The sequence below is a fragment of the Pantoea sp. paga genome (genome assembly GCF_007558755.1).
Taxonomy (GTDB): domain Bacteria; phylum Pseudomonadota; class Gammaproteobacteria; order Enterobacterales; family Enterobacteriaceae; genus Pantoea; species Pantoea agglomerans.
The window spans coordinates 217,271-239,924 of the sequence record NZ_VLTF01000003.1 but is presented as its reverse complement, the minus strand read 5'-3'; the positions used below and the strand labels follow the sequence as shown (position 1 = coordinate 239,924).

General features: G+C 54.8%; 21 protein-coding genes and 1 riboswitch. Of the genes, 14 read left to right on the top strand and 7 right to left on the bottom strand.

What is annotated here, in order from left to right; all coding sequences use genetic code 11:
- Positions 1-5: 5 nt before the first annotated feature.
- Positions 6-1,061, bottom strand: coding sequence for a putative urea ABC transporter substrate-binding protein (locus FOV68_RS10990; RefSeq protein WP_069026741.1), 1,056 nt, complete (start codon positions 1,059-1,061; stop codon positions 6-8).
- 60 nt (positions 1,062-1,121) lie between these two features.
- A riboswitch (guanidine-I (ykkC/yxkD leader) is annotated at positions 1,122-1,220 on the bottom strand.
- Positions 1,221-1,508: 288 nt separating this feature from the next.
- On the opposite strand from FOV68_RS10990, the gene FOV68_RS10985 reads away from it, so the two are divergent.
- Both FOV68_RS10985 and FOV68_RS10980 read left to right on the top strand, forming a co-directional pair.
- Positions 1,509-2,558: an ABC transporter substrate-binding protein gene (locus FOV68_RS10985; protein WP_143990835.1), complete on the top strand. Its 1,050-nt coding sequence runs from the start codon at positions 1,509-1,511 to the stop codon at positions 2,556-2,558.
- Positions 2,558-3,244, top strand: a complete 687-nt coding sequence (locus FOV68_RS10980; RefSeq protein ID WP_033763546.1) for a molybdate ABC transporter substrate-binding protein — start codon at positions 2,558-2,560, stop codon at positions 3,242-3,244. The genes FOV68_RS10985 and FOV68_RS10980 overlap by 1 nt, the downstream gene beginning before the upstream one ends.
- A 161-nt stretch (positions 3,245-3,405) precedes the next feature.
- Here the strand turns inward: FOV68_RS10980 and FOV68_RS10975 are convergent, their stop codons facing one another.
- On the bottom strand, positions 3,406-3,789 hold the full coding sequence (locus tag FOV68_RS10975; protein WP_143990834.1) for a cupin domain-containing protein: 384 nt from the start codon (positions 3,787-3,789) through the stop codon (positions 3,406-3,408).
- A gap of 284 nt (positions 3,790-4,073) precedes the next feature.
- Between FOV68_RS10975 and FOV68_RS10970 the strand changes: the two genes are divergently transcribed.
- Entirely contained in the window at positions 4,074-4,871 is a 798-nt protein-coding gene (locus FOV68_RS10970; protein ID WP_010247110.1) for a MetQ/NlpA family ABC transporter substrate-binding protein, read from the top strand.
- A 132-nt stretch (positions 4,872-5,003) separates the two neighbouring features.
- Here the strand turns inward: FOV68_RS10970 and FOV68_RS10965 are convergent, their stop codons facing one another.
- Positions 5,004-5,711 (bottom strand): phage antirepressor KilAC domain-containing protein, encoded by a 708-nt coding sequence (locus FOV68_RS10965; protein WP_031590684.1) that lies wholly within the window; start codon positions 5,709-5,711, stop codon positions 5,004-5,006.
- A gap of 390 nt (positions 5,712-6,101) precedes the next feature.
- Between FOV68_RS10965 and FOV68_RS10960 the strand changes: the two genes are divergently transcribed.
- On the top strand, positions 6,102-6,536 hold the full coding sequence (locus tag FOV68_RS10960) for a 6,7-dimethyl-8-ribityllumazine synthase (protein WP_033773957.1): 435 nt from the start codon (positions 6,102-6,104) through the stop codon (positions 6,534-6,536).
- A gap of 55 nt (positions 6,537-6,591) precedes the next feature.
- Positions 6,592-7,065, top strand: a complete 474-nt coding sequence (locus FOV68_RS10955) for a nuclear transport factor 2 family protein (RefSeq protein WP_039389142.1) — start codon at positions 6,592-6,594, stop codon at positions 7,063-7,065.
- Positions 7,066-7,110: 45 nt separating this feature from the next.
- Here FOV68_RS10955 and FOV68_RS10950 read toward each other — a convergent pair whose 3' ends face one another.
- Positions 7,111-7,509: a hypothetical protein gene (locus FOV68_RS10950; RefSeq protein ID WP_031590690.1), complete on the bottom strand. Its 399-nt coding sequence runs from the start codon at positions 7,507-7,509 to the stop codon at positions 7,111-7,113.
- Positions 7,510-7,870: 361 nt separating this feature from the next.
- On the opposite strand from FOV68_RS10950, the gene FOV68_RS10945 reads away from it, so the two are divergent.
- The 3 genes from FOV68_RS10945 to FOV68_RS10935 all read left to right on the top strand — a co-directional run bounded on the left by FOV68_RS10945 (position 7,871) and on the right by FOV68_RS10935 (position 10,892).
- Positions 7,871-8,641, top strand: coding sequence for a MerR family transcriptional regulator (locus FOV68_RS10945; protein ID WP_039389144.1), 771 nt, complete (start codon positions 7,871-7,873; stop codon positions 8,639-8,641).
- A 122-nt stretch (positions 8,642-8,763) separates the two neighbouring features.
- Complete coding sequence (locus FOV68_RS10940; RefSeq protein WP_069026743.1) at positions 8,764-9,153, top strand: DUF1090 domain-containing protein; 390 nt, start codon at positions 8,764-8,766, stop codon at positions 9,151-9,153.
- 464 nt (positions 9,154-9,617) lie between these two features.
- Complete coding sequence (locus tag FOV68_RS10935) at positions 9,618-10,892, top strand: Glu/Leu/Phe/Val dehydrogenase (protein WP_143789461.1); 1,275 nt, start codon at positions 9,618-9,620, stop codon at positions 10,890-10,892.
- Positions 10,893-10,934: 42 nt separating this feature from the next.
- Here the strand turns inward: FOV68_RS10935 and FOV68_RS10930 are convergent, their stop codons facing one another.
- Positions 10,935-12,104 carry an ROK family transcriptional regulator gene (locus tag FOV68_RS10930; RefSeq protein WP_039391599.1) on the bottom strand — a complete coding sequence of 390 codons (1,170 nt, stop codon included), beginning with the start codon at positions 12,102-12,104 and terminating at the stop codon, positions 10,935-10,937.
- Positions 12,105-12,401: 297 nt separating this feature from the next.
- On the opposite strand from FOV68_RS10930, the gene FOV68_RS10925 reads away from it, so the two are divergent.
- Genes FOV68_RS10925 through FOV68_RS10905 form a run of 5 tightly spaced genes read left to right on the top strand, consistent with a single transcriptional unit; the run spans position 12,402 to position 17,431 of the window.
- Complete coding sequence (locus FOV68_RS10925) at positions 12,402-13,649, top strand: extracellular solute-binding protein (RefSeq protein ID WP_143990833.1); 1,248 nt, start codon at positions 12,402-12,404, stop codon at positions 13,647-13,649.
- Positions 13,650-13,658: 9 nt separating this feature from the next.
- Positions 13,659-14,567, top strand: a complete 909-nt coding sequence (locus FOV68_RS10920) for a carbohydrate ABC transporter permease (RefSeq protein ID WP_022624334.1) — start codon at positions 13,659-13,661, stop codon at positions 14,565-14,567.
- Positions 14,557-15,396, top strand: a complete 840-nt coding sequence (locus FOV68_RS10915; RefSeq protein ID WP_033760458.1) for a carbohydrate ABC transporter permease — start codon at positions 14,557-14,559, stop codon at positions 15,394-15,396. Before FOV68_RS10920 ends, FOV68_RS10915 begins: the two co-directional genes overlap by 11 nt.
- A gap of 2 nt (positions 15,397-15,398) precedes the next feature.
- On the top strand, positions 15,399-16,346 hold the full coding sequence (locus FOV68_RS10910; RefSeq protein ID WP_143990832.1) for a carbohydrate kinase family protein: 948 nt from the start codon (positions 15,399-15,401) through the stop codon (positions 16,344-16,346).
- Positions 16,347-16,348: 2 nt separating this feature from the next.
- Positions 16,349-17,431, top strand: a complete 1,083-nt coding sequence (locus FOV68_RS10905) for an ABC transporter ATP-binding protein (RefSeq protein WP_143990831.1) — start codon at positions 16,349-16,351, stop codon at positions 17,429-17,431.
- Positions 17,432-17,593: 162 nt separating this feature from the next.
- Here FOV68_RS10905 and FOV68_RS10900 read toward each other — a convergent pair whose 3' ends face one another.
- Complete coding sequence (locus tag FOV68_RS10900; protein WP_143990830.1) at positions 17,594-19,534, bottom strand: methyl-accepting chemotaxis protein; 1,941 nt, start codon at positions 19,532-19,534, stop codon at positions 17,594-17,596.
- A gap of 522 nt (positions 19,535-20,056) precedes the next feature.
- Here FOV68_RS10900 and FOV68_RS10895 point away from each other — a divergent pair.
- Complete coding sequence (locus FOV68_RS10895; protein ID WP_064702880.1) at positions 20,057-21,184, top strand: Fic family protein; 1,128 nt, start codon at positions 20,057-20,059, stop codon at positions 21,182-21,184.
- Between the two features lie 68 nt (positions 21,185-21,252).
- Here the strand turns inward: FOV68_RS10895 and FOV68_RS10890 are convergent, their stop codons facing one another.
- On the bottom strand, positions 21,253-22,647 hold the full coding sequence (locus FOV68_RS10890; RefSeq protein WP_143990829.1) for a glycoside hydrolase family 1 protein: 1,395 nt from the start codon (positions 22,645-22,647) through the stop codon (positions 21,253-21,255).
- Positions 22,648-22,654: the final 7 nt, after the last annotated feature.

Sequence of the window (22,654 nt, the reverse complement as noted above, 5' to 3'; positions counted from 1 at the left end):
GGTGATTACAGCTTGCCCGCAGCGGCCATCTTCAGATAGCTGTCGTCAAAGCGCAGTTTGATGTTCGCTGTATCACCGACGGTGATGTTGCCAGGGAAGCTCATGCCGATGAAGTCAGCGCTTTGTGCCCCCTCGCCCAGCAATCCTTTATCAAAGGAGAACGCGGCGACGCGCTGCATGGTTTTCGCCAGATCGGGAGAAGAAACAAATGTCTGGGTTTCGGCTGGGGTCCAGAACAGGTGGGTGGTTTTCAGCTGCGCCTTGTATCCGGCGAGGTCAGTACCGGAATCGGCAGCCATCGCGCTCAGCGCCTGCGCATCTCCGGCCTGCATTTTCGCCATCATCTCAAACCAGGCACCGGTCAGCGCCTTGCCCAGCGCGGGGTTATCTTTCAGGGTCTCTGTATTCACCACCATCATGTCAATCAGTTCGCCCGGCACGGCCGAAGAGCTGAACACTTCTGTGGTTTGTGGGGTTTTCTTGATCACTGAAAGCTGCGGATTCCAGGCAACTGCCGCCTGCACGCCGCTGGTACCAAAGGCGGAGACGATATCGGCATCGGAGGTGTTCACGACCTTAACGTCTTTTTCCTGTAAACCGGCCTTCTCCAGACCGCGAACCAGCAGGTAGTGCGAAACCGACAGCGCAGGAAGATAGACAGACATCCCTTTCAGGTCGCTGAGTTTTTTGTTTACGCCTTTCAGCACCACTCCGTCATTACCATCGGAGAAGCTGCCGGTGATCAGCGCCGTGGAATCAATGCCGCCCGCCGCAGGTATGGTCAGCGCATCCATGTTGGTCATGGTGCAGCCGTCGAACTGACCCGCGGTGTACTGGTTGATTGACTCGATATAGTCATTGAGCTGGGTGATATGAATTTTGATGCCGTATTTGCTGGCCCATTTATCGATGATTTTCTCGTTGCTGATGGTGCCCCACGGCATCCAGCCCGCATAGATAGTCCAGCAGATATTGAACTCTTTTTTGACCGCGGCGAAAGATGGCGCGCTGACCAGCAGCGTCAGCGACAGAATAAGCGTCAGGAGGGGTGATTTCTTCATGGTTGACCTCTGGTTGGCACAAAAAAACGGGAGCAGCGCAAGACACCAACTGGTGCCGCTGTCTCCCGGGCTTTTGTCCCGCCGTGTAACCTCGCAGAGGTCGCCAGCTCTCGGACCAGACATTCACCTGCGTGAACCGGAACCCTAGCCAGCTATTTGCTATCAATTGTGTCGAACGCTGCTTACTGTTCAGACTTCAGCAAATGGCGTGCCAGAAATTAAATCATGATAAATCAGATAAATAGAGGGAGGAAAATCACGAAGGCACCGTGATGGTGAGTCAGTAACGGGCGTTGCACATAATCAGTGCCGGGCAGGCAAGAGATATCAGAACCCTCAGTCAGTCTCTTTTCATACTCACATCTATGCCGGAATGCAGACCCGGACCGTGACGCCTGTCACTTATCGCTATATAATCTACTGCATAACGAATTTTGAGGATAGTTAATGAAGCGCTTCTGGCAGGCATGCACACTCGGTTTACTTATACTCCTTCCGCTCTCTTCCCAGGCATCGCGCCAGATAACCGATCAGACAGGTCGCCAGGTCACGATTCCTGATCGTGTTGATCGTATTGTGGTGCTTCAGCATCAGACGCTTAACCTGCTGGTGCAGATGAACGCGACCGATAAAATCGTCGGTGTAATGGCGAACTGGAAGCAGCAACTTGGTGACAGCTATGCCCGCCTGGCTCCCGAGCTGAATCAGAAAGCGACACTGGGGGATCTGACGCATGTTGATCCCGAAAAATTGGTGGCGCTGCATCCGCAGGTGGTATTTGTGACCAACTATGCGCCGCATGAGATGATCGACAGCATTACCGCGCTGGGCATTCCGGTGGTGGCTATCTCACTGCGTCATGACGAGCCGGGTGAAAAGGCAAAAATGAACCCGTCTATCCGCGACGAGGAAATGGCCTATGACAAAGGACTGCGTGAAGGGATTACGCTTATCGGCGAGATCGTTAATAAACCGGCAGAAGCAAAAGCCCTGATTACGGCCACCGATCAGGGCCGCAAAATCGTCAGCGATCGCCTGAAGGATGTTCCGGCGGAGAAACGCATTCGCGCCTATATGGCGAACCCGGAACTGACCACCTACGGATCAGGGAAATATACCGGCCTGATGATGCTGCATGCGGGCGCGGTCAACGTCGCCGCAGCGACCGTAAAGGGATTCAAAACCGTGTCGATGGAGCAGATAATCGCCTGGGATCCGCAGGTGATTTTTGTGCAGGCTCGCTATCCCTCCGTCGTGAATGAAATCAACAACTCACCGCAGTGGCAGGCTATCGACGCGGTAAAAAATCATCGCGTCTGGCTGATGCCGGACTACGCCAAAGCATGGGGTTATCCAATGCCGGAAGCGATGGGGATTGGCGAATTGTGGATGGCGAAAAAACTCTATCCACAGAAATTTCAGGATGTGGACATGAATAAGCTGGCCAATAAGTGGTATCAGCGCTTCTATCGCACCGCTTATCAGGGAACAGAGTGATGCGCGTACTGGCGGCGGGCAGCCTGAAAGCGGTCTGGCCCGCGCTGATGGCGTACTTTCCTGAGCCAGTTGAAACCCGGTTTGGCCCCGCCGGTCTGCTCCGCGAACGGATTGAAGCCGGTGAGCCCTGCGATCTCTTTGCTTCAGCCAGTGAGGAGCATCCGCAAAAATTGCTGAACGCTGGGCGAGCGCTGGCAGTCATACCGTTCACGACCAATAAACTCTGCATCACGGTTCGCAGCGATCGGCTACAGGCGGGAGACGACTGGTATCAGCTACTGACCCGCGACACACTGCGGATCGCAACCTCTACACCCACAGCCGATCCCTCTGGCGACTACGCGCAGACCCTTTTCACCCGGATGGGCAACGCTGGTGAAGCGGTGCGCCAGCGCGCAAAGGCACTGGTGGGTGGGCGTGACTCTGGACCTATTCCCGCAGGCAGGCTGGCGGCAGAATGGATTATCCTGGAGGATCAGGCGGATCTGTTTATCGGTTATGCCAGCTATCGGGCGGCCCTGAGCCAGATTGCCGGGCTGACAGTCGTTGAAATCCCTGCAGCTTTCAATCCTGTTGCGCGTTACGCCTGTGCGATCATTACGCCAGAGGCGCGTCGGCTGGCGGATTTTTTAGAATCGGAGCAGGCAAAAGCGGTGCTGCGGGAAGCGGGGTTTGGCGGGGAGTAAATGCCTTTTCTGTCGCGGATGACTTTGCGCCCTGTCAGCATATCGCTTTAAGGGCGCGAAACACAGATCATCAAAGCTTAGCGAAATCCACCTTAAGCTTGTGACTGATATGTTCAGCCTGCCCGGTGGCGCTACTGTGGTGCATTATGAAGTAAGGATGTTTAAAACTCTTCAGGCTCGCCCGGCAATGGCTCGGTCAGTTCCTGCCCTTTAACACCGGCATAGGTAATCACCAGTTCGGCTGGCTCATCCAGGGTGTAACCGCGATGCGCGCTGTTGACCGTCTCATTGAGGGCTTCACCCGCATGGAAAGTGCGCTGTTCGCCGCTCTCTTTGTCCTCAACAGTCAGGGTGCCGGAAAGAATAAACGCCGCATTAGGCATTGGATGGGTGTGCCAGGGTAATGACGTATGGGCAGGCAGTGACAGCCGCATAACGGTCAGCTCAGGTTCGCCGGTGGGATAGGCCTCAATCACTTCATCGTTCCAGGCCTGGCTGCTGCGCATCACTTCAACCGCGTTAATTTCGTTATCTTGCTTCGACATGGTTAATCCCTGTTAATAATCAATAGAATGCCAGTAGTGACCGATAGGTAAGCTTAGAAGAAAACTGTGTTGATGCCCGCCTGCGTTTTAATAAGCCTGTTAACAGGAATTTTCCGCCAGCGAACACAGGGATGAAAACCGGACATTACCGGACTGGCTGAATCGCTGATTAATTAATGTTCAATATTTGCGTTGTGGTTATAAGATATATTCCTCAGTCAGTACGCAACCTGTGAGATCTGTATTATCTTTGAAGCCATCAACCACCTGAGGGATTTCTGATAATGAAAGGTCTGTTTACGGCATTACTCGCCAGTTCTGTTCTACTATTATCCGCCTGCTCAAAAGATGACGATAACAAAGTTAAAGTAGCAATTAATACCGGGCCTGATGAAGCAATCTGGCAGGTGGTAAAGCAGGTGGCGAAGGATAAATACAAGCTGGATGTCGAAGTACTTAACTTCAATGACTATGTACTGCCAAATGAAGCGCTGAATAACAAAGAAGTTGATGCTAACGCCTTCCAGAGCCTGCCTTATCTGGAATCCCAGTCTAAAGAGCGCGGCTACAAATTTGCGGTGGTGGGTAAAACGTTCGTCTTCCCGATTGCTGCCTATTCGCACAAAATCAAGAACATCAGTGAGCTGCAGAATGGTGCCACTATCACCATCTCTAACGAAGCCACTACGCTGGGACGCAGCCTGCTGCTGCTGCAGGCGCAGGGTCTGATTAAACTCAAACCGGATGTGGGTTATTTACCGACCTCACTGGATATCATCGAAAATCCAAAAAACCTGAAGCTGGTTGAAGTGGATACACCACAGCTGACCCGCACCTTAGACGATCCAAACGTCACTCTGTCGATTATCAATACTAACTTCTCAGCCCAGGCTGGATTATCAGCACATCGCGATGGCTTATTTATGGAAAGCGCCTCATCGCCTTACGTCAATGCGCTGGTATCACGTGAAGATAATAAAGACAGCGATAAAATTCAGAAGCTGAAGTCTGCGCTGCAGTCACCAGAAGTCGCGGCCAAAGCCGAAGAAGTTTACAAGGGTGATGCGATTAAAGGCTGGTAAGTCGCCCGATAATCGATCATTAACGATCAAAAAAGGCCGCACTCTGTTGCGGCCTTTTTTATATCTGCACTTTTACCGGCAGATCTGCCAGCACTTATACATCCGCGCCTGCCCGCAAGGTCACAGGAAGGGTTACGCGGCTGCGCCTTTTGGCTGAGCAGAGAGATGCCCTGCCCACAGACTGGCGACCCATTTCACCCCTTTAGACGTAAAACGTGCCTGAGAAAAAGCGTGCTGATTTTCGCCCGTGCCGGTATGCAGCGTAAAGTAGCCGGCCTGCAGATGGTAATGCTGCGGCGTCAGGGTGCCTTTTGCGCGATACATGATGTTGCGCTCCAGCAGAAACTGGCGGAACTCCGGTTCTTTCACTTTCAGCATTTTGCAGAGCTGCCGAAAACCCAGCGAGTCATCAACCTCAACGAAGTTATCAAAGAACGCCGCCTTGGGTGCCGAGAGAGCCAGCTGCTGCTCCGCCGCCTGACGCTGTTCAAACTGCTCAGCCCAGGCGCGAGCGGCTTCAGCCGGATTGGTAAAGTCAGGCAGATGGGTCGTCTTCTCGCGATCCTGCCAGCGATCCAGCACTTCTGCAGTGAAACCAGGCGACAGGCGAGCCACGGCCAGCAGCGAATCACGCTTGCACAGACGGTACTCCTGACGCACTTCCCCTTCCCGCTCATACTCATTCACGCTGAGCGGCTGGGAGAGACGCTGAGCCGTCTCCAGACTTTTGATTAACCGCTTCACTTCTCCGTGTGTAATACCGGTCATCTGAGCCAGTTCACGGCTGCTCATTGTGACCGATTGTTCCAGAGATTTGAGGCTTTCAGTTGAAATCATCATGGGTTCACCCCTCGCTAACGCTACCAATACCCGGCGGGCAGTCGATTAATTATACAAACACCTGTTCAAATATCCAGTATTTTATTTAAGCAATAACGTAACTGGAAGCTGTTACGCAAACAGCGGGGTGTGAGGCGGTTTTGCGGACTGAAGAGTGCGTGTGGAATGCCTTGCAGGAGGCGTTGCGGGCTTTTGCTGCAGCATAAGCGGGTAATCCATCGCTCAGTTATTTACATATAATCACAATGATGGACACAGACTCTTTACATTACAGTATAGTGAAGGCTGTCAGCAGGTTACTGGCCTGCCGGGCTCACTATTTTTGATCCGGGGTGCAGAGGCGCAATCTGGCCCGTTACCACTGGATGTCACCTTTTACTGGAGTAAGTCATGCAGCCGTTGAAAGTCGCCTTTATTAAAGCTAACTGGCACAGCGAAATCGTTTCTCAGGTTCTGACCGGATTCGAACAGGAACTGGAAAGCCGCGGTACCTCATATGAGATTAAGACATGGGATGTTCCGGGCGCTTTTGAAATGCCGCTGCTGGCGCAACGCCTGGCGCAGACCGGCAAATACGATGCGATTGTCTGTGCAGCACTGGTGGTGGATGGCGGCATCTATCGCCATGATTTCGTCGCGCAGGCTGTAGTAAGTGGTCTGATGCAGGCGCAGCTGACAACCAATGTGCCCGTCTTCTCTGTGTCACTTACGCCACATAATTTCCAGCCATCGGCAGAGTTTATCGACTTCTATACTCAGCATTTCGTGAAAAAAGGTCAGGAAGCGGCGCGTGCCGTCTGCCAGATTCACGCCCTGGAACTCTGATACGACTGTAACGAATGCTGACAATGCGTTTGCCTGCGCTGTTAAGGAGAGAAAGTTGGAAAACTCACGTCCGCCTTTACCGCCATTTACTGTGGCTGCACAGGCGATAGAAAAAGTCCGGCTGGCTGAGGATGGCTGGAACAGCCGGGATGCGGAGCGAGTCGCTCTGGCCTATTCAGCGGACAGCAAGTGGCGTAACCGTGATACCTTTCTGACCGGCCGGGCAGAAATCATCGCCTTCCTGCAGCAAAAATGGCAGCGGGAGCAGCAGTATCGGCTGATTAAAGAGTTATGGAGTTTTGACCAGAACCGGATTGCGGTGCGGTTCGCCTATGAATGGCATGATGAGCAACTGCAGTGGTATCGCTCATATGGCAACGAGAACTGGGCTTTTGATGAGCAGGGTTTAATGCAGCAGCGTTATGCCAGCATTAACGATCTGAAAATCAGTGAAGAACAGCGGCTGTTTCACTGGCCGCAGGGCCGACGTCCTGACGACCATCCTTCACTGAGCGAACTGGGCTTATAGCGTCAGCCCTTCCAGCGGAGAGCCAGGCTCTCCGCCGTCATCCACTTAGCCCTGCTCGTCCTTGTTCTCAACAAAGGTCGCTTTATTACGTGTGACCGTATAAGCCACCTTTTTGACATCGTCCGGTGACGTGGTCACTTCTACCGGCGCAATGGTCACCCGACCCATACCAAACAGGGTGGGGACATAGCCGCCCACCTGGTGTTTTCCGGCCGGAACATGCAGCAGCATGCTTTCGCCGTTGGGCAATCTTCCGGCGTCTTTACCATCTACAGTCAGGAATACACTGGAGCCATCATCTGTGCGTGTCTTGATGTGTGAGACATCAATCTGCGTCGGGCCAGCAGCAAATTCATCTGGCGCATCGCTGGCGGCATTTTTCTTCGCGCAGCCGGCCAGCACAGCAGCAACCGTCACAACGGCGAGAGTATAACGATAACGCATTGGGCACTCTTTCTCCTGATCATCAGAACCCGCTATTTTAGCGATTTAGCAGGAGGATGTAAGGGGGAGAAGAGTCGGCATGCTCTTAAAAACGGCTTAAATGTGCTGATTTCCAGGTATATTTGCGTAAAGAATATTTACTGAATAAATACACAGTGTTTTTATTGCCTGATCGTAGTGCTTTTAACCTGCTGATCAGCATAAATTTAATCTGAGAATAACAACGAATAAGCGTAGCGTCACAGGCACATAGCGCCAGTTTGCCTTAACTCTGCCTCTGTTAATCGTCTGTTATAAGGTTCATAGTGGTGGTTCATCCCCGGTTGATCCCGGCGGCCTTTCCCTCAACAGAGGGCACGATATGCATTCTTATACCACCGATACTGTTTGCGCCATAACCGGCACCCATCCTGCGAACCTGAAGAGCTGGATGAAGCAGGGATTACTGACGCCGCAGCAGTATCAGGAACGCTGGAGTGAACATCACCTCAGTGAAATCCAGACCCTGGTTGGCTTAACAGCCACTGGCGCGACGCTCGACGAAATCTGGCAAGGTCAGCAGTCTGCTTCTACGGTTACCACCTTTGGCTGGGCGGCGCGCAAAGGCGACCTGCTCTGGCAACTTGAATTTGGCACACCGCTGTCGCTTTCACGTCAGATGCACACAATGTCCAGCCATTATAGCGGTGATGATTTCGTCATTAATCTGCTGCGGCCGCTAAGCGCCTGGCTTTACACCGATCTCCGTCGGGGAGCGTCACGGCGTCTCAACCGTTTTGAGCAAACTGTTCAACAGCAGGCGGATAAAGTCATGCGCGCCTCATCGCGCAACGAATCCTCCATTCCCCTGTTTCTGGAAGCGGTGAGCGTACTGGATAAAACCGAAATCTGGCTTGAAGCCATTCGTCTTACTGCGATGGGCTTTAATGTCGAGGTTGACTCGCGTGCTTCTGGTCAGCCAGCCGTTAAAACTGATCTCCATCAGCATCATGTGATGTGGTGTGGTGCCGGCATCAGCCAGCAGATGCAGGACTATTTTGAACAGCAGAGTCAGGATGGTCATCCGGTAATGCTTAGTGGGCCTGATTGTAATCTGCAATTTTCCCAATCCAGGGCCTCCAGCGCTGCCTGAAAGCAGGCAGCTCCGTCTTTACCCCCGTTTTTCCGCGCCAGTAAATATTTTTTTTCGTTAAGAATCTCTTAAGGTGGTTCCGTATACTGGTGCCACAACCCTGACTCATTGACGAGACTAAGATGAAAAAGACCTTACTGACCTTCAGCCTTCTCCTGTTACCCCTGACTTATACTGCTGCGCACGCGGCCTCTGACCTGACAGGTTGTGCAGCCAAAAAGCAGGAGATTGAGACTCAGCTCTCTTTTGCCCGCCAGCACAATAATACCCACCAGGTTGCCGGCCTTGAAAAAGCGCTGAGCGAAGTGAATCAGAACTGTACCGAAAGCAGTCTGCTAAAGCAGCGTCAGGAAAAAGTGGCAGAGAAAAAGTTGAAGGTACAGGAACGCGAAGAGGAACTGGCGAAAACGAAAGCAGAAGGACGCAGCGCCAGCAAGATCCAGAAGCGCGAAGATAAACTGGCTGACGCACGCCAGGAACTGAAAGAAGCCGAACAGGCTCTGCATCAGTAAAACTCATTCTGGCCAGCCACTGCGCTGGCCGTTATTCTCCCTTCCTCAGCCCTGACCCATTCTCCTTTCTAAATACCTGATTAGCCTGCGCTATTAACATCCAATCCATTACTTTATGTAATCCTTTGATTACTTATTCTCATGCACTTAATTGGTGCAGCAAAGTCAACAGGGTGACGATCAATTATTTAACTTTTTGAACGCCCTCAAAGATCTGAAAGATAGCGATATTTCCCGTCCTATGCAGAAAATACGCACTTCACGCGCATCTTTATTCGCCTGTGACGGGTCAGCAATACTAATCTATTCACTCACCCTGCCCTAAAACAGGGCATTACTGCGTTGTCGCATGGCTGATGCCACATCTTATTTGTTTCAGGAGTGTTAGATTATGTCGGCGCAATGCAATGCGCTCTCCATCCACGGCTCCACACAATAAATAACTTCATTAAGAAAGGTTTTTTATGGATAAGTTATCTTATGCGTCTGAAAGCAGCACATCTGCCTGGTCCACCTATTTACAGCAAATCGACCGGGTTGCGCCCTATCTGGGCGACCTTTCACGTTGGATAGATACTTTGCGTCATCCAAAACGTGCGTTGATTGTTGATATTCCTCTCCAGATGGATGATGGCTCGATTCGCCATTTCGAAGGCTATCGCGTTCAGCACAACCTTTCGCGCGGCCCAGGTAAAGGCGGTATTCGCTACCATCCGGATGTCGACCTTAATGAAGTGATGGCGCTCTCCGCATGGATGACCATCAAATGTGCGGCGGTTAACCTGCCTTATGGCGGTGCTAAGGGCGGCATCCGCGTTGATCCATTCAAACTGTCCGATGGTGAACTTGAGCGACTGACCCGCCGTTACACCAGCGAGATCGGCATCATCATCGGGCCGCAAAAAGATATTCCTGCGCCAGACGTCGGGACCAACAGCAAAGTGATGGCGTGGATGATGGACACCTACTCCATGAACCACGGCACAACGATTACCGGCGTCGTCACCGGCAAACCGATTCATCTGGGCGGTTCACTGGGGCGTGAAAAAGCCACCGGTCGCGGCGTGTTTATTACCGGACGCGAAGTGGCACGCCGTGCAGGTATTGAGATTGAAGGCGCACGCGTTGCGGTTCAGGGCTTCGGTAACGTTGGCAGCGAAGCGGCACGTCTGTTTGATGAGGCGGGCGCTCGTGTGGTAGTGATTCAGGATCACACCGCGACGCTGTTTAATGCCGATGGCATCAACATGGCTGCCCTGAGCGAATGGCAGATCGCCAATAAGCAGATTGCCGGTTTCCCTGGCGCGCAGAGCATTGATAAAGAGGCGTTCTGGACCACAGGGATGGATATTCTGATCCCGGCGGCGCTGGAAGGTCAGATTACCCGTGAGCGTGCTGAAGTCCTGAGCTGCAAAATCGTGCTGGAAGGCGCAAACGGCCCGACCTATCCGGATGCCGATGACATGCTGGCCACCCGCGGCATTATCGTGGTGCCGGACGTGGTCTGTAATGCCGGTGGCGTGACCGTCAGCTACTTCGAGTGGGTTCAGGACATGGCCAGCTTCTTCTGGAGCGAAGATGAGATCAATCGTCGCTCAGACAAGATCATGACGGAAGCGATGGTACACGTCTGGGAAAAGTCGAAGGAGAAAGCGTGCTCGCTGCGCACCGCGGCCTATATCGTGGCCTGTGAGCGTATTCTGATGGCGCGTAAAGATCGCGGTATCTACCCGGGTTAATGCCTGTGGCGCTGTTGCCTGCAGCAGCGCCCTTTTCCCTGCCTACTTCATCAGCACCTGAAACTTTGGATTAAATTCATCGAAAATCGGTAAAGCGGCGGCGCCGAGAGCGGCTGTATCGCTGCCGGTCATGCCAATTTTTAGTCGCATATCATTAAGATATCGTCCGCGCACCGACTGATAAAGCGGTGGCAATCGCTGTACCATCTGCTCCAGCAGCGGCGCAGGCATCATCCCGCCAATAATCACCGCCTCGGCATCAAACACCGACTCCAGAATATTGATCGCCTGACGCAACGGCGTCGTCACATTTTCAATCCATGCGGTAAAACGCGCGGGTTCAATCTGCAACAGATCTTCGGGCAGCGCCCGCATCGGATCGAGACCGCAGAATTCATAGGCGGCCTGCAGCGAGACGTAACGCTCCAGACAGCCCTGATTTCCGCAGTAGCAGTCGCGACCGCCCGGCTCCACCACAATGTGTCCGATTTCGCCCGCATTATGGGCGTGGCCGGTATAGATATGGCCATCGGTGAAGATCCCCGCGCCCAGGCCGGTGCCGATATAGAGATAGATAAAGGAGTTCAGGTGGCGCGCTGTGCCGTGAAAGCGTTCGCCGATGGCGGCGACCGTAGCATCATTTTCCAACGTCACCGGCAGACCACTAATGGTGGCGAGTTCAGCCTCGATATCGACCTGCTCCCAGCCGTTCAGCGTGGTCGGCCCCACTGATGAAATGCCCTCCACACCAAAAGGCCCTGGCATCACCACGCCAATCCCCAGCACTTTTTGCCACTGAGTACCCAGGAAGGCGCGCATCTCCTCCAGCACGCTGGCAATGCACGCCAGGGTGGCAGCAGGCTGAGGCTTTTGCACCAGAACGAGGCGGCGGAAATGCACTTCACCACTGAGATCGACCAGAACCAGCAGCAGCGTCTGGTGATCAAGATGAATGCCGATCGACCAGGCACTGGTGGGATTGAGCGTAACCGGAATTGAGGGCTGACCACGCCCGCTGCGGCGTGGCTGGCGGCTGGTCAGCAGTTCGGCCTGTTCCAGTTCCGCCACGATATTCGAGACGGTCTGCGGCGTCAGCGCCGTCATGCGGGCCAGTTCGGCACGGGTCAGTTCACCGTGCAGGCGAATGGCTTCAATCACCACACGTCGGTTGTGCGCCCGCGCATGTTCAAGGTTGGTACCCGAGGTTTTCATGTTGTTTTCCATTTCAGCGGGACCCGACAGTATTGGTCTCCGAAAGCATTCGGGCAAACAATATCTTTGATGCTGCACGCAATTCTCGCGCATCAGGATAGGCAATTTTGCCATAAAAGCGCAGTCTGAGTTTCAGCGTTGTTACGGCTATGTTGCTATGCCCTCCGGCGTTCTGGCACGCCGTTTGCTTAGATTCAGACAGGTCAGTTCACCCACTGACCAAAATTACGCCCCCGATTAAATCAATCAAATTGATTTAATTAACCGACAGCCTGTTGCTGCACAGTGGAGAAGACCATGTCACAACGTTACCTACCCCAACTAAAAGCCGGTTTTGCCGCCTTACTGATGTTAAGCGCAGGCAGCGCGGCGGCGGCCAGCCAGATTAATGCCCTGTTTATGACCCAGGCGGCTTACAGCGAAAATGATATCCGCGCGATGACGCAAAATTTTCAGAAGCAGCACCCGGATGTCAGCGTCAATCTGGAGTTTGTTCCTTATGAGGCCCTGCACGACAAGATTGTGGCGGCGCGTGGCGCAGGCGGCAATGGCTATGATGTGGTGCTGTTCGATGCCATCTGGCCAGCGGAATTCGCCCGTTTCGATCTGCTGCAGGATGTCAGCGCACGCATTACGCCACAGGATAAAGAGAAGGTCTTCCCGGGCGCGATGAACACCGTGGTTTACAAAGGCAAAACGCTGGGTATGCCGTGGATCCTCGACACCAAATACCTTTACTACAACAAAGCGATGCTGGCTAAAGCGGGCATCACCACGCCGCCTCAGACCTGGCAGCAGGTGCTGGATGACGCGAAGATCATCAAGGATAAAAAGATTGTCACCTGGCCACTGGTCTGGAGCTGGTCCCAGGCTGAGGCACTGGTGTGTGACTACACCACGCTTGTTTCAGGCTTTGGTGGTCAGTTCTACCAGAACGGCAAGCTTAACTTCTCCGGCCCGGCTTCACTCAAGGCGCTTAACCTGATGAAAAGCTCGCTTGATGAGGGTCTGAGTAACCCGGCGTCGCGTGAATATCTGGAAGAGGATGTACGTAAATCGTTTTCTAATGGCGATGCGGCTTTCGCGCTGAACTGGACCTACATGTACAACATGGCCAACGATCCGAAGCAGAGCAAAGTGGCGGGCGATGTTGGGATCATGCCTGCGCCTGGCGATGCACCTGGTAAAGTCGGGGCGGTGAACGGCTCAATGGGCCTGGGGATCACCAAAGGCAGCACCCATGCCAACGAGGCGTGGCAGTACATTCAGTACATGACCTCACAGCCGGTACAGAATCAGTATGCGAAGCTCAGCCTGCCAATCTGGAAATCCTCTTATCAGGATGAAGCAGTGAAAAAGGATCAGGAGAGCCTGATTGCCGCGGCGGACAAATCACTAAACGTGATGCTGTCACGTCCGGAGACCGCAGACTATTCCCGTCTGTCGAACCAGCTGCAACAGCAGTTACAGCAGGTATTGCTGAGTAAAGCCCCGGCGCAGGACGCGATGGCGACGGTTGATAAAAGCGCCGCCCGGCTGCGTTAAGGAGTCATGATGCTGAGTTTGCGTCAACGCGAACAGCGTCAGGCATGGGTGCTGCTGGCACCCATGTTGCTGGTAATGCTGTTGTTAACCGCCTGGCCTCTGCTGCGTACCATCTGGCTCAGCTTTACCGATGCTGCGCTGATTGGCAGTGGTGAAACGCCTGCCTGGATTGGGCTGGAAAACTATCTCTATGCGCTTAGCGATCCCGACTTTCGGGCGTCGATCTGGCGCACACTCTATTTCACCCTTGTGTCTGTCACCGTTGAAGGGATTATCGGCGTGCTGGTGGCGCTGCTGCTGAATCAGAAATTCATCGGGCGCAACGTTTTGCGTGTACTGGTAATTCTGCCGTGGGCGCTGCCGACCATCGTCAATGCCATGATGTGGCGGCTCAACTTCAACCCTGACTACGGCAGCATCAATGCCCTGCTCAGCCAGCTCGGCATCATTGACGGCTATCGTAGCTGGCTGGGATCGCCGGAGGCGGCGCTCAATGCGGTGATGTTCGCGGATATCTGGAAAAACTATCCACTGGTCACCCTGCTGGTGCTGGCGGCGCTGCAGTCGATCCCCGAGGATCTGTTTGAAGCGGCACGACTGGACGGTGCCTCCGCCTGGCGGCGTTTCCGGGCGATTACCTTCCCGGCGATTGTTGCTCCGCTCGGCGTCGCGCTGGTGTTACGCACCATTGATGCCTTTAAAATCTTCGACATCATCTATGTGATGACGCGCGGCGGGCCGGTGGACAGCACCAAAACCCTGAGCTTTTTCGTTTATCAGGAGTCGTTCAGCTATCTGCGTGCCGGCAGCGGTGCCGCCTACGCGATACTGATGACCCTGATGTGCGCCCTGCTAATCACGCTCTATCTGCTGATGTTATGGCATCAGCGCCGCCGGAGTACCGCTTATGAAAACTAAACTGAGACGGGTGCTGCGTTACGGGGCTGCGCTGCTGGTCGCCGTCAGCATCCTGGCTCCGATGGGCTGGCTGTTTCTGATGAGTGTCAGTTCTGCCAGCGATCTCTCCCGCGTGCCGCTGGAGTGGCTGCCGCGTCAGTGGGATTTCAGTCGCTATCAGGGGCTGGTTTCGCTGGCACCGAATCAGCCCGGCAACGTTTTTCTGCACGCGCTGGGCAATAGTTTGCTGGTGGCGACGGTGGCCACAGCGATCTCGCTGCTGCTGGCGATACCTGCGGCGTTCAGCTTTTCACGCTACAGCGGTCGCGATGCCTGGCTGTCCGGCGCTCTGGCGATCTATATGGTGCCGCCCGTGGCGTTTGTGCTGCCGCTCTACTTTCTGCTGCAACAACTGGGGCTGCTCAACACCCGTCCCGGCCTGGTGATGGTCTACTGTTCACTGATCCTGCCGTTTCTGACCTGGATGCTGAAGAACCAGTTCGACTCGCTGCCGCGTGATATCGAACAGGCGGCACGGCTGGATGGCCTGCGCTTCTGGCAGGTTCTGCTGCGCATCACGCTGCCGCTGGCGAAACCGGTACTGGGCGCTGCCGCGCTGTTCGGCTGGCTGCTCGCCTGGGATGAGTTTTTCTACGCGCTGCTGTTCACCAGCAATATTTCGGCACAGACCCTGCCGGTCGCCATTGCCGGTTTTACCGCCGGACGCGCGACCGATGACGGGCTGATTGCGGCAATCGGCATTCTGGCTTCGGTGCCGCCACTGTTTATTGCCATCTGGTTGCAGAAGACGCTGGTCAGCGGTCTCACCAGCGGCGGAAGTAAGGGATAACTATGGTCACTACCCTCACGCCCACCCTCTATGTGGTGGGCAATATAAATGTTGATTTAATCATGAGTACGCTCAGCGACTGGCCGCAGCGCGGCACGGAAGTGATGCTACAGCACAGCGAGTTACGTCCCGGCGGGTCAGCGGGTAACTGTGCGCTGGCGCTGGAGGCGATGCAGGTGCCGCATCGGGCCATTGCCAATCAGGGCGACGATGGCTTCAGTCACTGGCTCGCCAGTCACTTTCCTCATAGCGCTGCATACTGGCCGCGCTATGCCTGTGAAACCTCGCTGACGGTAGGCGTGACCCATCACGATAACGAACGCTCCTTTCTCAGCAATCACGGCCATATTACCGTGCTGACCGCGGACGATGTGCTGGCCCAGTTGCCGTCGCAGGCGACGCCGGGCGACATCGTCCTGCTGTGCGGCACCTTTCTCTGTCTGGAACTCTATGATCACTACCCGGCGCTGCTGGCCGCGCTGCAACAGCGTGGCTTCTGTGTCGCCGTGGATACCGGCTGGCCGCCTGCGGGCTGGAGCGATGGGCTTCGCTTACAGATTGGCAACTGGTTAGCGGACTGTGACTGGCTGCTGCTGAACGAGGTGGAAGCGCTGGGCTTATCGGGCGCAGAACTGCTGGATCAAAGCGGTAAACAGCTGGCGGCCCGGCTCAGTGGTCGTGGCGGCTGTGTGATTAAGTGTGGCGCAGAGGGCGCACGTCTCTGGTCTGCCGCCTCTGTGCAGTATGCTGCTGCCCAGCCGGTGACGGTGGTAGATACCATTGGGGCCGGTGACAGTTTTAATGCCGGTTTTCTTACTGCACTGCTCTATCACCAGCCATCGCACACGGCGCTGCGCTGGGGCATTGAGGTGGCATCACAGGCGATAAGCAGCTCTCCGCGCCGCTATCCCAGCTGGCAACAACTCCAACTATCAAATGAGGTGCGCTGAACATGGCCAGTGTTGAACTTGTACAGGTGGCGAAGCGCTACGGTAAACAGAGCGTGCTGCACCCGCTGGATTTAACCATCCCTGATGGCAGTTTCACTGTGCTGGTCGGCCCCTCCGGCTGCGGCAAATCAACCCTGCTGCGGCTGCTTGCCGGTCTGGATACCGTCTCTGACGGGGCGATCATGCTGGATAAAAAACAGATTAACGATCTCGATCCTGCTGACCGGGATATCGCCATGGTGTTTCAGAGCTATGCGCTCTATCCGCATCTCACCGTTGCGGAGAATCTGGCGTTTCACATGCAGGTGAAAAAGGTGAAGCGCGAGGAGCAAAAAAGCAAAATCGCCCGCATTGCCGGCATTCTCGGCATCGATCAGCTGCTGCAGCGTTATCCCCGGGCGTTGTCAGGGGGACAGCGGCAGCGCGTGGCGATGGGCCGCGCCATGGTGCGCAATCCGCAGGTGTTTCTGTTTGATGAGCCGCTCTCAAATCTTGATGCGCAGTTACGCATGGAGCTGCGGGCCGAGATTAAGTCGCTGCATCAGCGTTTCAAAACCACCATGGTCTATGTTACCCACGATCAGGTTGAGGCGATGACGCTGGCGGATCAGATTGTGGTGATGAAAGAAGGGGTCATTGTGCAACAGGGTGCGCCGCTGGCGATTTATGACCGCCCGGTAAACACCTTCGTGGCGCGGTTTATCGGTTCACCGCCAATGAATCTGCTGGATGCCCGTTTCCAGACACGCGATGGTCTGCCTGGCGTCTGCTGTGGTGAGCAGTGGCTGACGTTGCCGCGTCGCTGGCACAGTGCGGCACAGCAGCAGGCCGATCAGCCGGTCACGCTTGGCGTACGACCCCACGATCTGATTTTTGATGCCAGCGGGCAACCGGCGGCGGTCAACATTGTTGAGATCACCGGCGAATCGACCCTGCTACATCTGAACTGGCAGGGTTTCCCGCTGCATATGCAACTGACCGGCCGTAGCGATGCCGTGCCTGGCGGCACGCTGCCGGTGACCGTTAACCCGGATAAAATGCACTTGTTTGATGCCAGCAGCGGTGTGCGGCTGACGGAGCAGTGATTAATCTGAAGTCAGCACTGAATGCAGGCGGCAAAACCGCTTTAAGCGATGGGAGCAAACGCCTGTAGCAAAGCATCGCGGGCCAGGGATGGCCCGCGTTGAGCCGCCACGGATGGCGCTTTTGCGTCTTTGCGTAAGGCGTATGCTCCCTGAGCCGCCTCCTTACGCCAGATGAAACTGCTCCACCGTCTGTGACAGCTGCTGCGCCTGATCCTCCAGCGAACTGGCGGCAGCCGACATCTGCTGCACCAGCGCGGCGTTCTGCTGGGTGACACCATCCATTTCATTGACGGCAATCGTTACCTGGCTGATGCCACGCGCCTGTTCGCTTGATGCTGTGACAATCTCACCGATAATGCCCTGCACCGAATTTACCGCCTGCATCATCTCCTGCATGGTTTTACCGGCATCGTTCACCAGCCGGACGCCGCTCTCGACCCGCACGCTCGACTCTTCAATCAGTGCGCCGATCTCTTTCACCGCGTTCGCGCTGCGCTGGGCCAGATTACGCACTTCAGAAGCCACCACGGCAAAACCGCGTCCCTGCTCACCGGCACGTGCAGCCTCCACCGCCGCGTTCAGCGCCAGAATATTGGTCTGGAAGGCAATGCTGTTGATCATGGTGGTAATGTCGCCGATCTTTTTCGAACTGTCATCGATCTGCGCCATGGTCTGCACCACCTCACCCACCAGCGAGGCACCACGACTGGCGATGTGGGTAGCGTTTTCAGTCAGGCTGGTCGCCTGCTGCGCGTTATCGGCATTCAGCCGAATCGTGGCGCTGATCTGCTCCATGCTGGCTGCGGTCTGCTCCAGCGCGGCGGCCTGTTGTTCGGTGCGGGACGCCAGATTGAGGTTGCCACTGGCAATTTCGCCCGCTCCCTGGCGTACCGATTCACTGGAATCTTTAATCTGCCCGACAATCTGCCGGAGCTGACTTTGCATGGTGTGAAGCGCAAAGAACAGGCTGCTGCTATCACCGCTTTTCACCGCGATCCGGTTATCCAGTTTGCCATCGGCAACGGCCAGCGCAATATGCGCCGCTTCAACCGGCTCGCCGCCAATCGGACGCAGCACTTTACGGCTGAACAGCATGCCCAGCACCGCGCCGACCAGCAGAATGCTCACAACCATCAGGATCACCGCCCACATCAGCTGTCGGGTGGAGGCGGCCATCACCTGACTGACCGGCGCCACGACGCCGAGATACCAGGGTTTGTCGCTGTTACCAATCACCACCGGCTGCCAGGTGACCAAAGCGTCTTCACCCAGCACAGCATCAAAATGCTGTACGACTTTCGACGTAAAACCATCTTTTTCGCCTTTCCAGGGTTTTCCGGCTTCATCTTTAATCGGCGAGGAGACGACATTCCCGGCACCCGAAAGCAACAGCGCATAGCCGTTGCCCTGCCAGGGTTTGATCTGATTCACTTTCTGTTGCAGTGATGCCAGTGAAATGTCAGAGGTAACAATCGCTTTTAAGGTGCCCTGATCGATAATCGCGGCGGCGACGGAGGTGAGCAGGGTCGGCACGCCGTTATAAGCATAACTGTACGGTTCGGTGAGCGTGTCTTTTTGTGATTTCTGCGGGACCAGATAGTAATCGCCCTGGCCCGGCGTAAGATAGGAGAGCAGCGGATGCATCGCGTATTTTCCTGCCGCGTCACGATCCACAAAAAAGGCATAACGCCCTTGTGGGGCCTGACCTGGCTGTGAAGCAAAATCCGCATCCCGGCCATCAAATGCATTTTGTTCAAATATGACTGACATCGAAAGATAGTCTGGATTAGCGCGCAGCGCATATTCCATCACCTTATCAGCCGCTTTGCGATCGGTAATACCGGCGCGAGGTAACGCGATCAGACTTTGACCGAGAAGACTGGCAACGTCGCGGGCATGACTCAGTTCCTGCTGCACCTGTAAAGCACGGCTCTGCGCAATCTGCTGCAGATATTGTTCGGCCAGTTCTTTCTGTTCTTTACCTGACTGCCAGCTGAGAACCCCGATAGTCACGGTAAATCCCAGCACTATCGTTAAACCCCCCATGATTAACATCTGCGCACGGGTACTCATTTTTTTCTTATGTGTTACCTGACTTGCCATAGTGATTCCCCTGAAATTTACCCGCCTCAATACCTCCTTGTGATTATGGTGCTCCTGAGATCATCTATCGGCGGCGTTTTTTTGAACTTTAATGGGCGTGATCTCGCCGTGACAGGGGTCTCAGAGTGCGTGATTACGGGAAGTTGATCGCAAAGGGAAAATGGCGCTGCGAATGAACGGCCTTTTTTTGATCTGCAACAATATTGCCGGACGCTATTACTGTCAGTTTATGTCAACAGTTGCTGTAGCCCCCTTATCGCAGTGGAGATAGAACAATGATCGGTAAATCAGGATTAGCTGTTGGGATGGTTGTCTGGCTGGCATATGTCGCCTGGATCGTTCACTACTATTCAGACACCTTTATGCAGTTCTCCCGCTAAGCAAACAGGACCTTCGGGTCCTTTTTTTTGCCCTCACTTCCGCCGGGTTGGCCTGTGAGCCAAATATTCGCTATTATCGACTCATTCCGTGAGCCGAATAGCCTCTTTTATTCGGCTCATCCATCCTTAGCGTGAGCCGATTATGAGTGTTACCTGGATCTGGCAACAGCCGGACTGGCCCCATTTTCAGTGGCAGGACGCCGTGCTGTTACCGCGCCTGCGCCATCTGCAGCAGCAGCGCGGATTGCTGCTGGGACGTGCCAGCCTGCATTCAGACAGTGAAACCCAGACGCTGGATACCCTGCTGAGTAATATCCTCTCCTCTTCCGCGATTGAAGAGGAGCGGGTCAACGTGCAATCGGTCCGCTCATCGCTGGCGCGTCGGTTAGGCGTGACGGAAGAGCAACCCTATCCGGTCTCTGATCGTTCAGAAGGCCTGGCCGCCATGATGCTCGATGCCATCAATAACCGCAGCCAGCCGCTGACGCCTGAGCGTCTCTGTCAGTGGCACCGCTGGCTTTTCCCCGCCGATGAGTGGACGGTGCAGCGCCTGAGCGTCGGCACGCTGCGCGGCAGTGAGCCGATGCAGGTCATCTCAGGTCGCATCGATCGTCCCACGGTGCATTTTGAAGCGCCGCCGCGACAGGGGCTGGAGCCGCAACTGAACCAGTTTATTGAGTGGTTCAACAGCAGTCAGCATGATGTGATGCTGGACCCGTTACTGCGCGCCGCCATCTGCCATCTCTGGTTTGTCACCCTGCACCCTTTTGATGATGGCAATGGTCGTATCACGCGTGCGTTAACCGATCTGGCGCTGGCGCAGGCCGACAGTCAGAGCATCCGGCTGTATGCCATGTCACCCGCCATTCTGACGCAGCGTGCCGGTTATTACCGCATCCTTGAGCAGACGCAGAAAGGCGGCCTGGATATCACCCACTGGCTGGTGTGGTTTCTTGATATCCTGGATGAGAGTCTGCAACAGGCGATGAACGTCATCGATCGCACTCAGATGAAAGCGCGTTTCTGGCTGCGGCATCAGGGGATGGGGTTGAGTCCGGAACAGGTGAAAGTGCTGAACCGGCTGCTGGATGGTGGCGAGCAGGGTTTCGAACTGGGGATCAGCGCCAGCCAGTATCAGAAGGTCGCCAAAGTGAGTAAAGCAACCGCGACCCGTCATCTGGCCGATCTGGTTGAAAAAGGCTGCCTTTACCGGCTCGAAGGCGGAGGCAGGAGTACCCGCTATCAGGTTAACAACCGCGAGACGCCCTGAGCCGGGCTGTTTTGACTGCTGACCGGGAGTACATCACTGTCGCCGCGATGTACTCCCGAGCGCGGAAATTACTTTTTAAGTGAAGCACCGTTGGTCGCAATGACCTCTTTATACCAGTAAAAGCTTTTCTTACGGCTGCGGGCCAGCGAACCTTCCCCACTGTCATCACGGTCAACATAAATAAAACCGTAACGTTTAGACAATTCGGCTTTTGATGCGCTGACAAGATCGATAGGCCCCCAGCTGGTATAACCCATGACCTCCACGCCATCGTCAATGGCCTCACGCACCTGAACCAGGTGATCGTTGAGGTAGCTGATGCGATAGTCATCCTGCACGACGCCAGCTGCATCCGGTATGTCTTTGGCGCCCAGTCCATTCTCAACAATAAACAGCGGCTTCTGATAACGATCCCACAGCAGATTCAGCAAGGTCCGCAGGCCCACCGGGTCAATCTGCCAGCCCCATTCAGAACTCTGCAGATGAGGATTGGGCACCATGCTCAGAATGTTACCCCGCATCTGCTGATTCAGCGCCTCATCGGCGGTCACGCAGCCGGACATGTAATAGCTGAACGAGATAAAATCGACGGTCGACTGAAGTATCTGACGATCGGCATCCGTGATATCCAGCTGAATATTATTCTCACGAAAGAACCGCAACATATAGCCCGGATAAACACCACGGCACTGAACATCGCCAAAAAATTGCCATTTCCGGTTCTCCTGCAGCGCTTCCAGCACATCATCAGGCTTACAACTGAGTGGATAGACCAGCCCTCCCAGCAGCATATTGCCAATGCTGGCGTCCGGGTTAATCTCGCGGCAGGCTTTCACCGCCAGCGCACTGGCGACCAGTTGATGATGAATCGCCTGATACACCTCACCTTTGCTGCTGGTTTCCGGCAGACCCACGCCGGTCATCGGCGCATGCAGAGACATGTTAATTTCGTTAAAGGTCAGCCAGAGTCTGACTTTCTTCCTGTAGCGGGCAAACACCGTGCGGGCATAATGCTCAAAGAAGCCAATCACCTGACGGTTACCCCAGCCACCATATTGCTTCACCAGGTTCCAGGGCATCTCATAATGTGACAACGTAACAAGTGGAGTGATGTGATGTGTGGCAAGCTCATCGAATAACCGGTCATAAAAGGCCAGACCAGCCTCGTTGGGCTGTTGCTCGTCACCGTTCGGGAATATGCGCGTCCAGGCGATTGAAACCCGCAGACAGCTGAACCCCATCTCTGCAAACAGCCTGATATCGTCCGGGTAGCGGTGGTAAAAGTCGATCGCGATATCTTTGAGGCTTTTGCTGCCCTCAACGCGCTCCGATACCGGGCCAAAGATTCCCTGTGGCTGAACGTCGGAGGTTGAGAGGCCTTTGCCCTCTTCACGCCATGCGCCTTCAACCTGATTAGCGGCAACAGCACCGCCCCATAAAAATGAATCCGGGAAAGTTTTCATCCTGTTC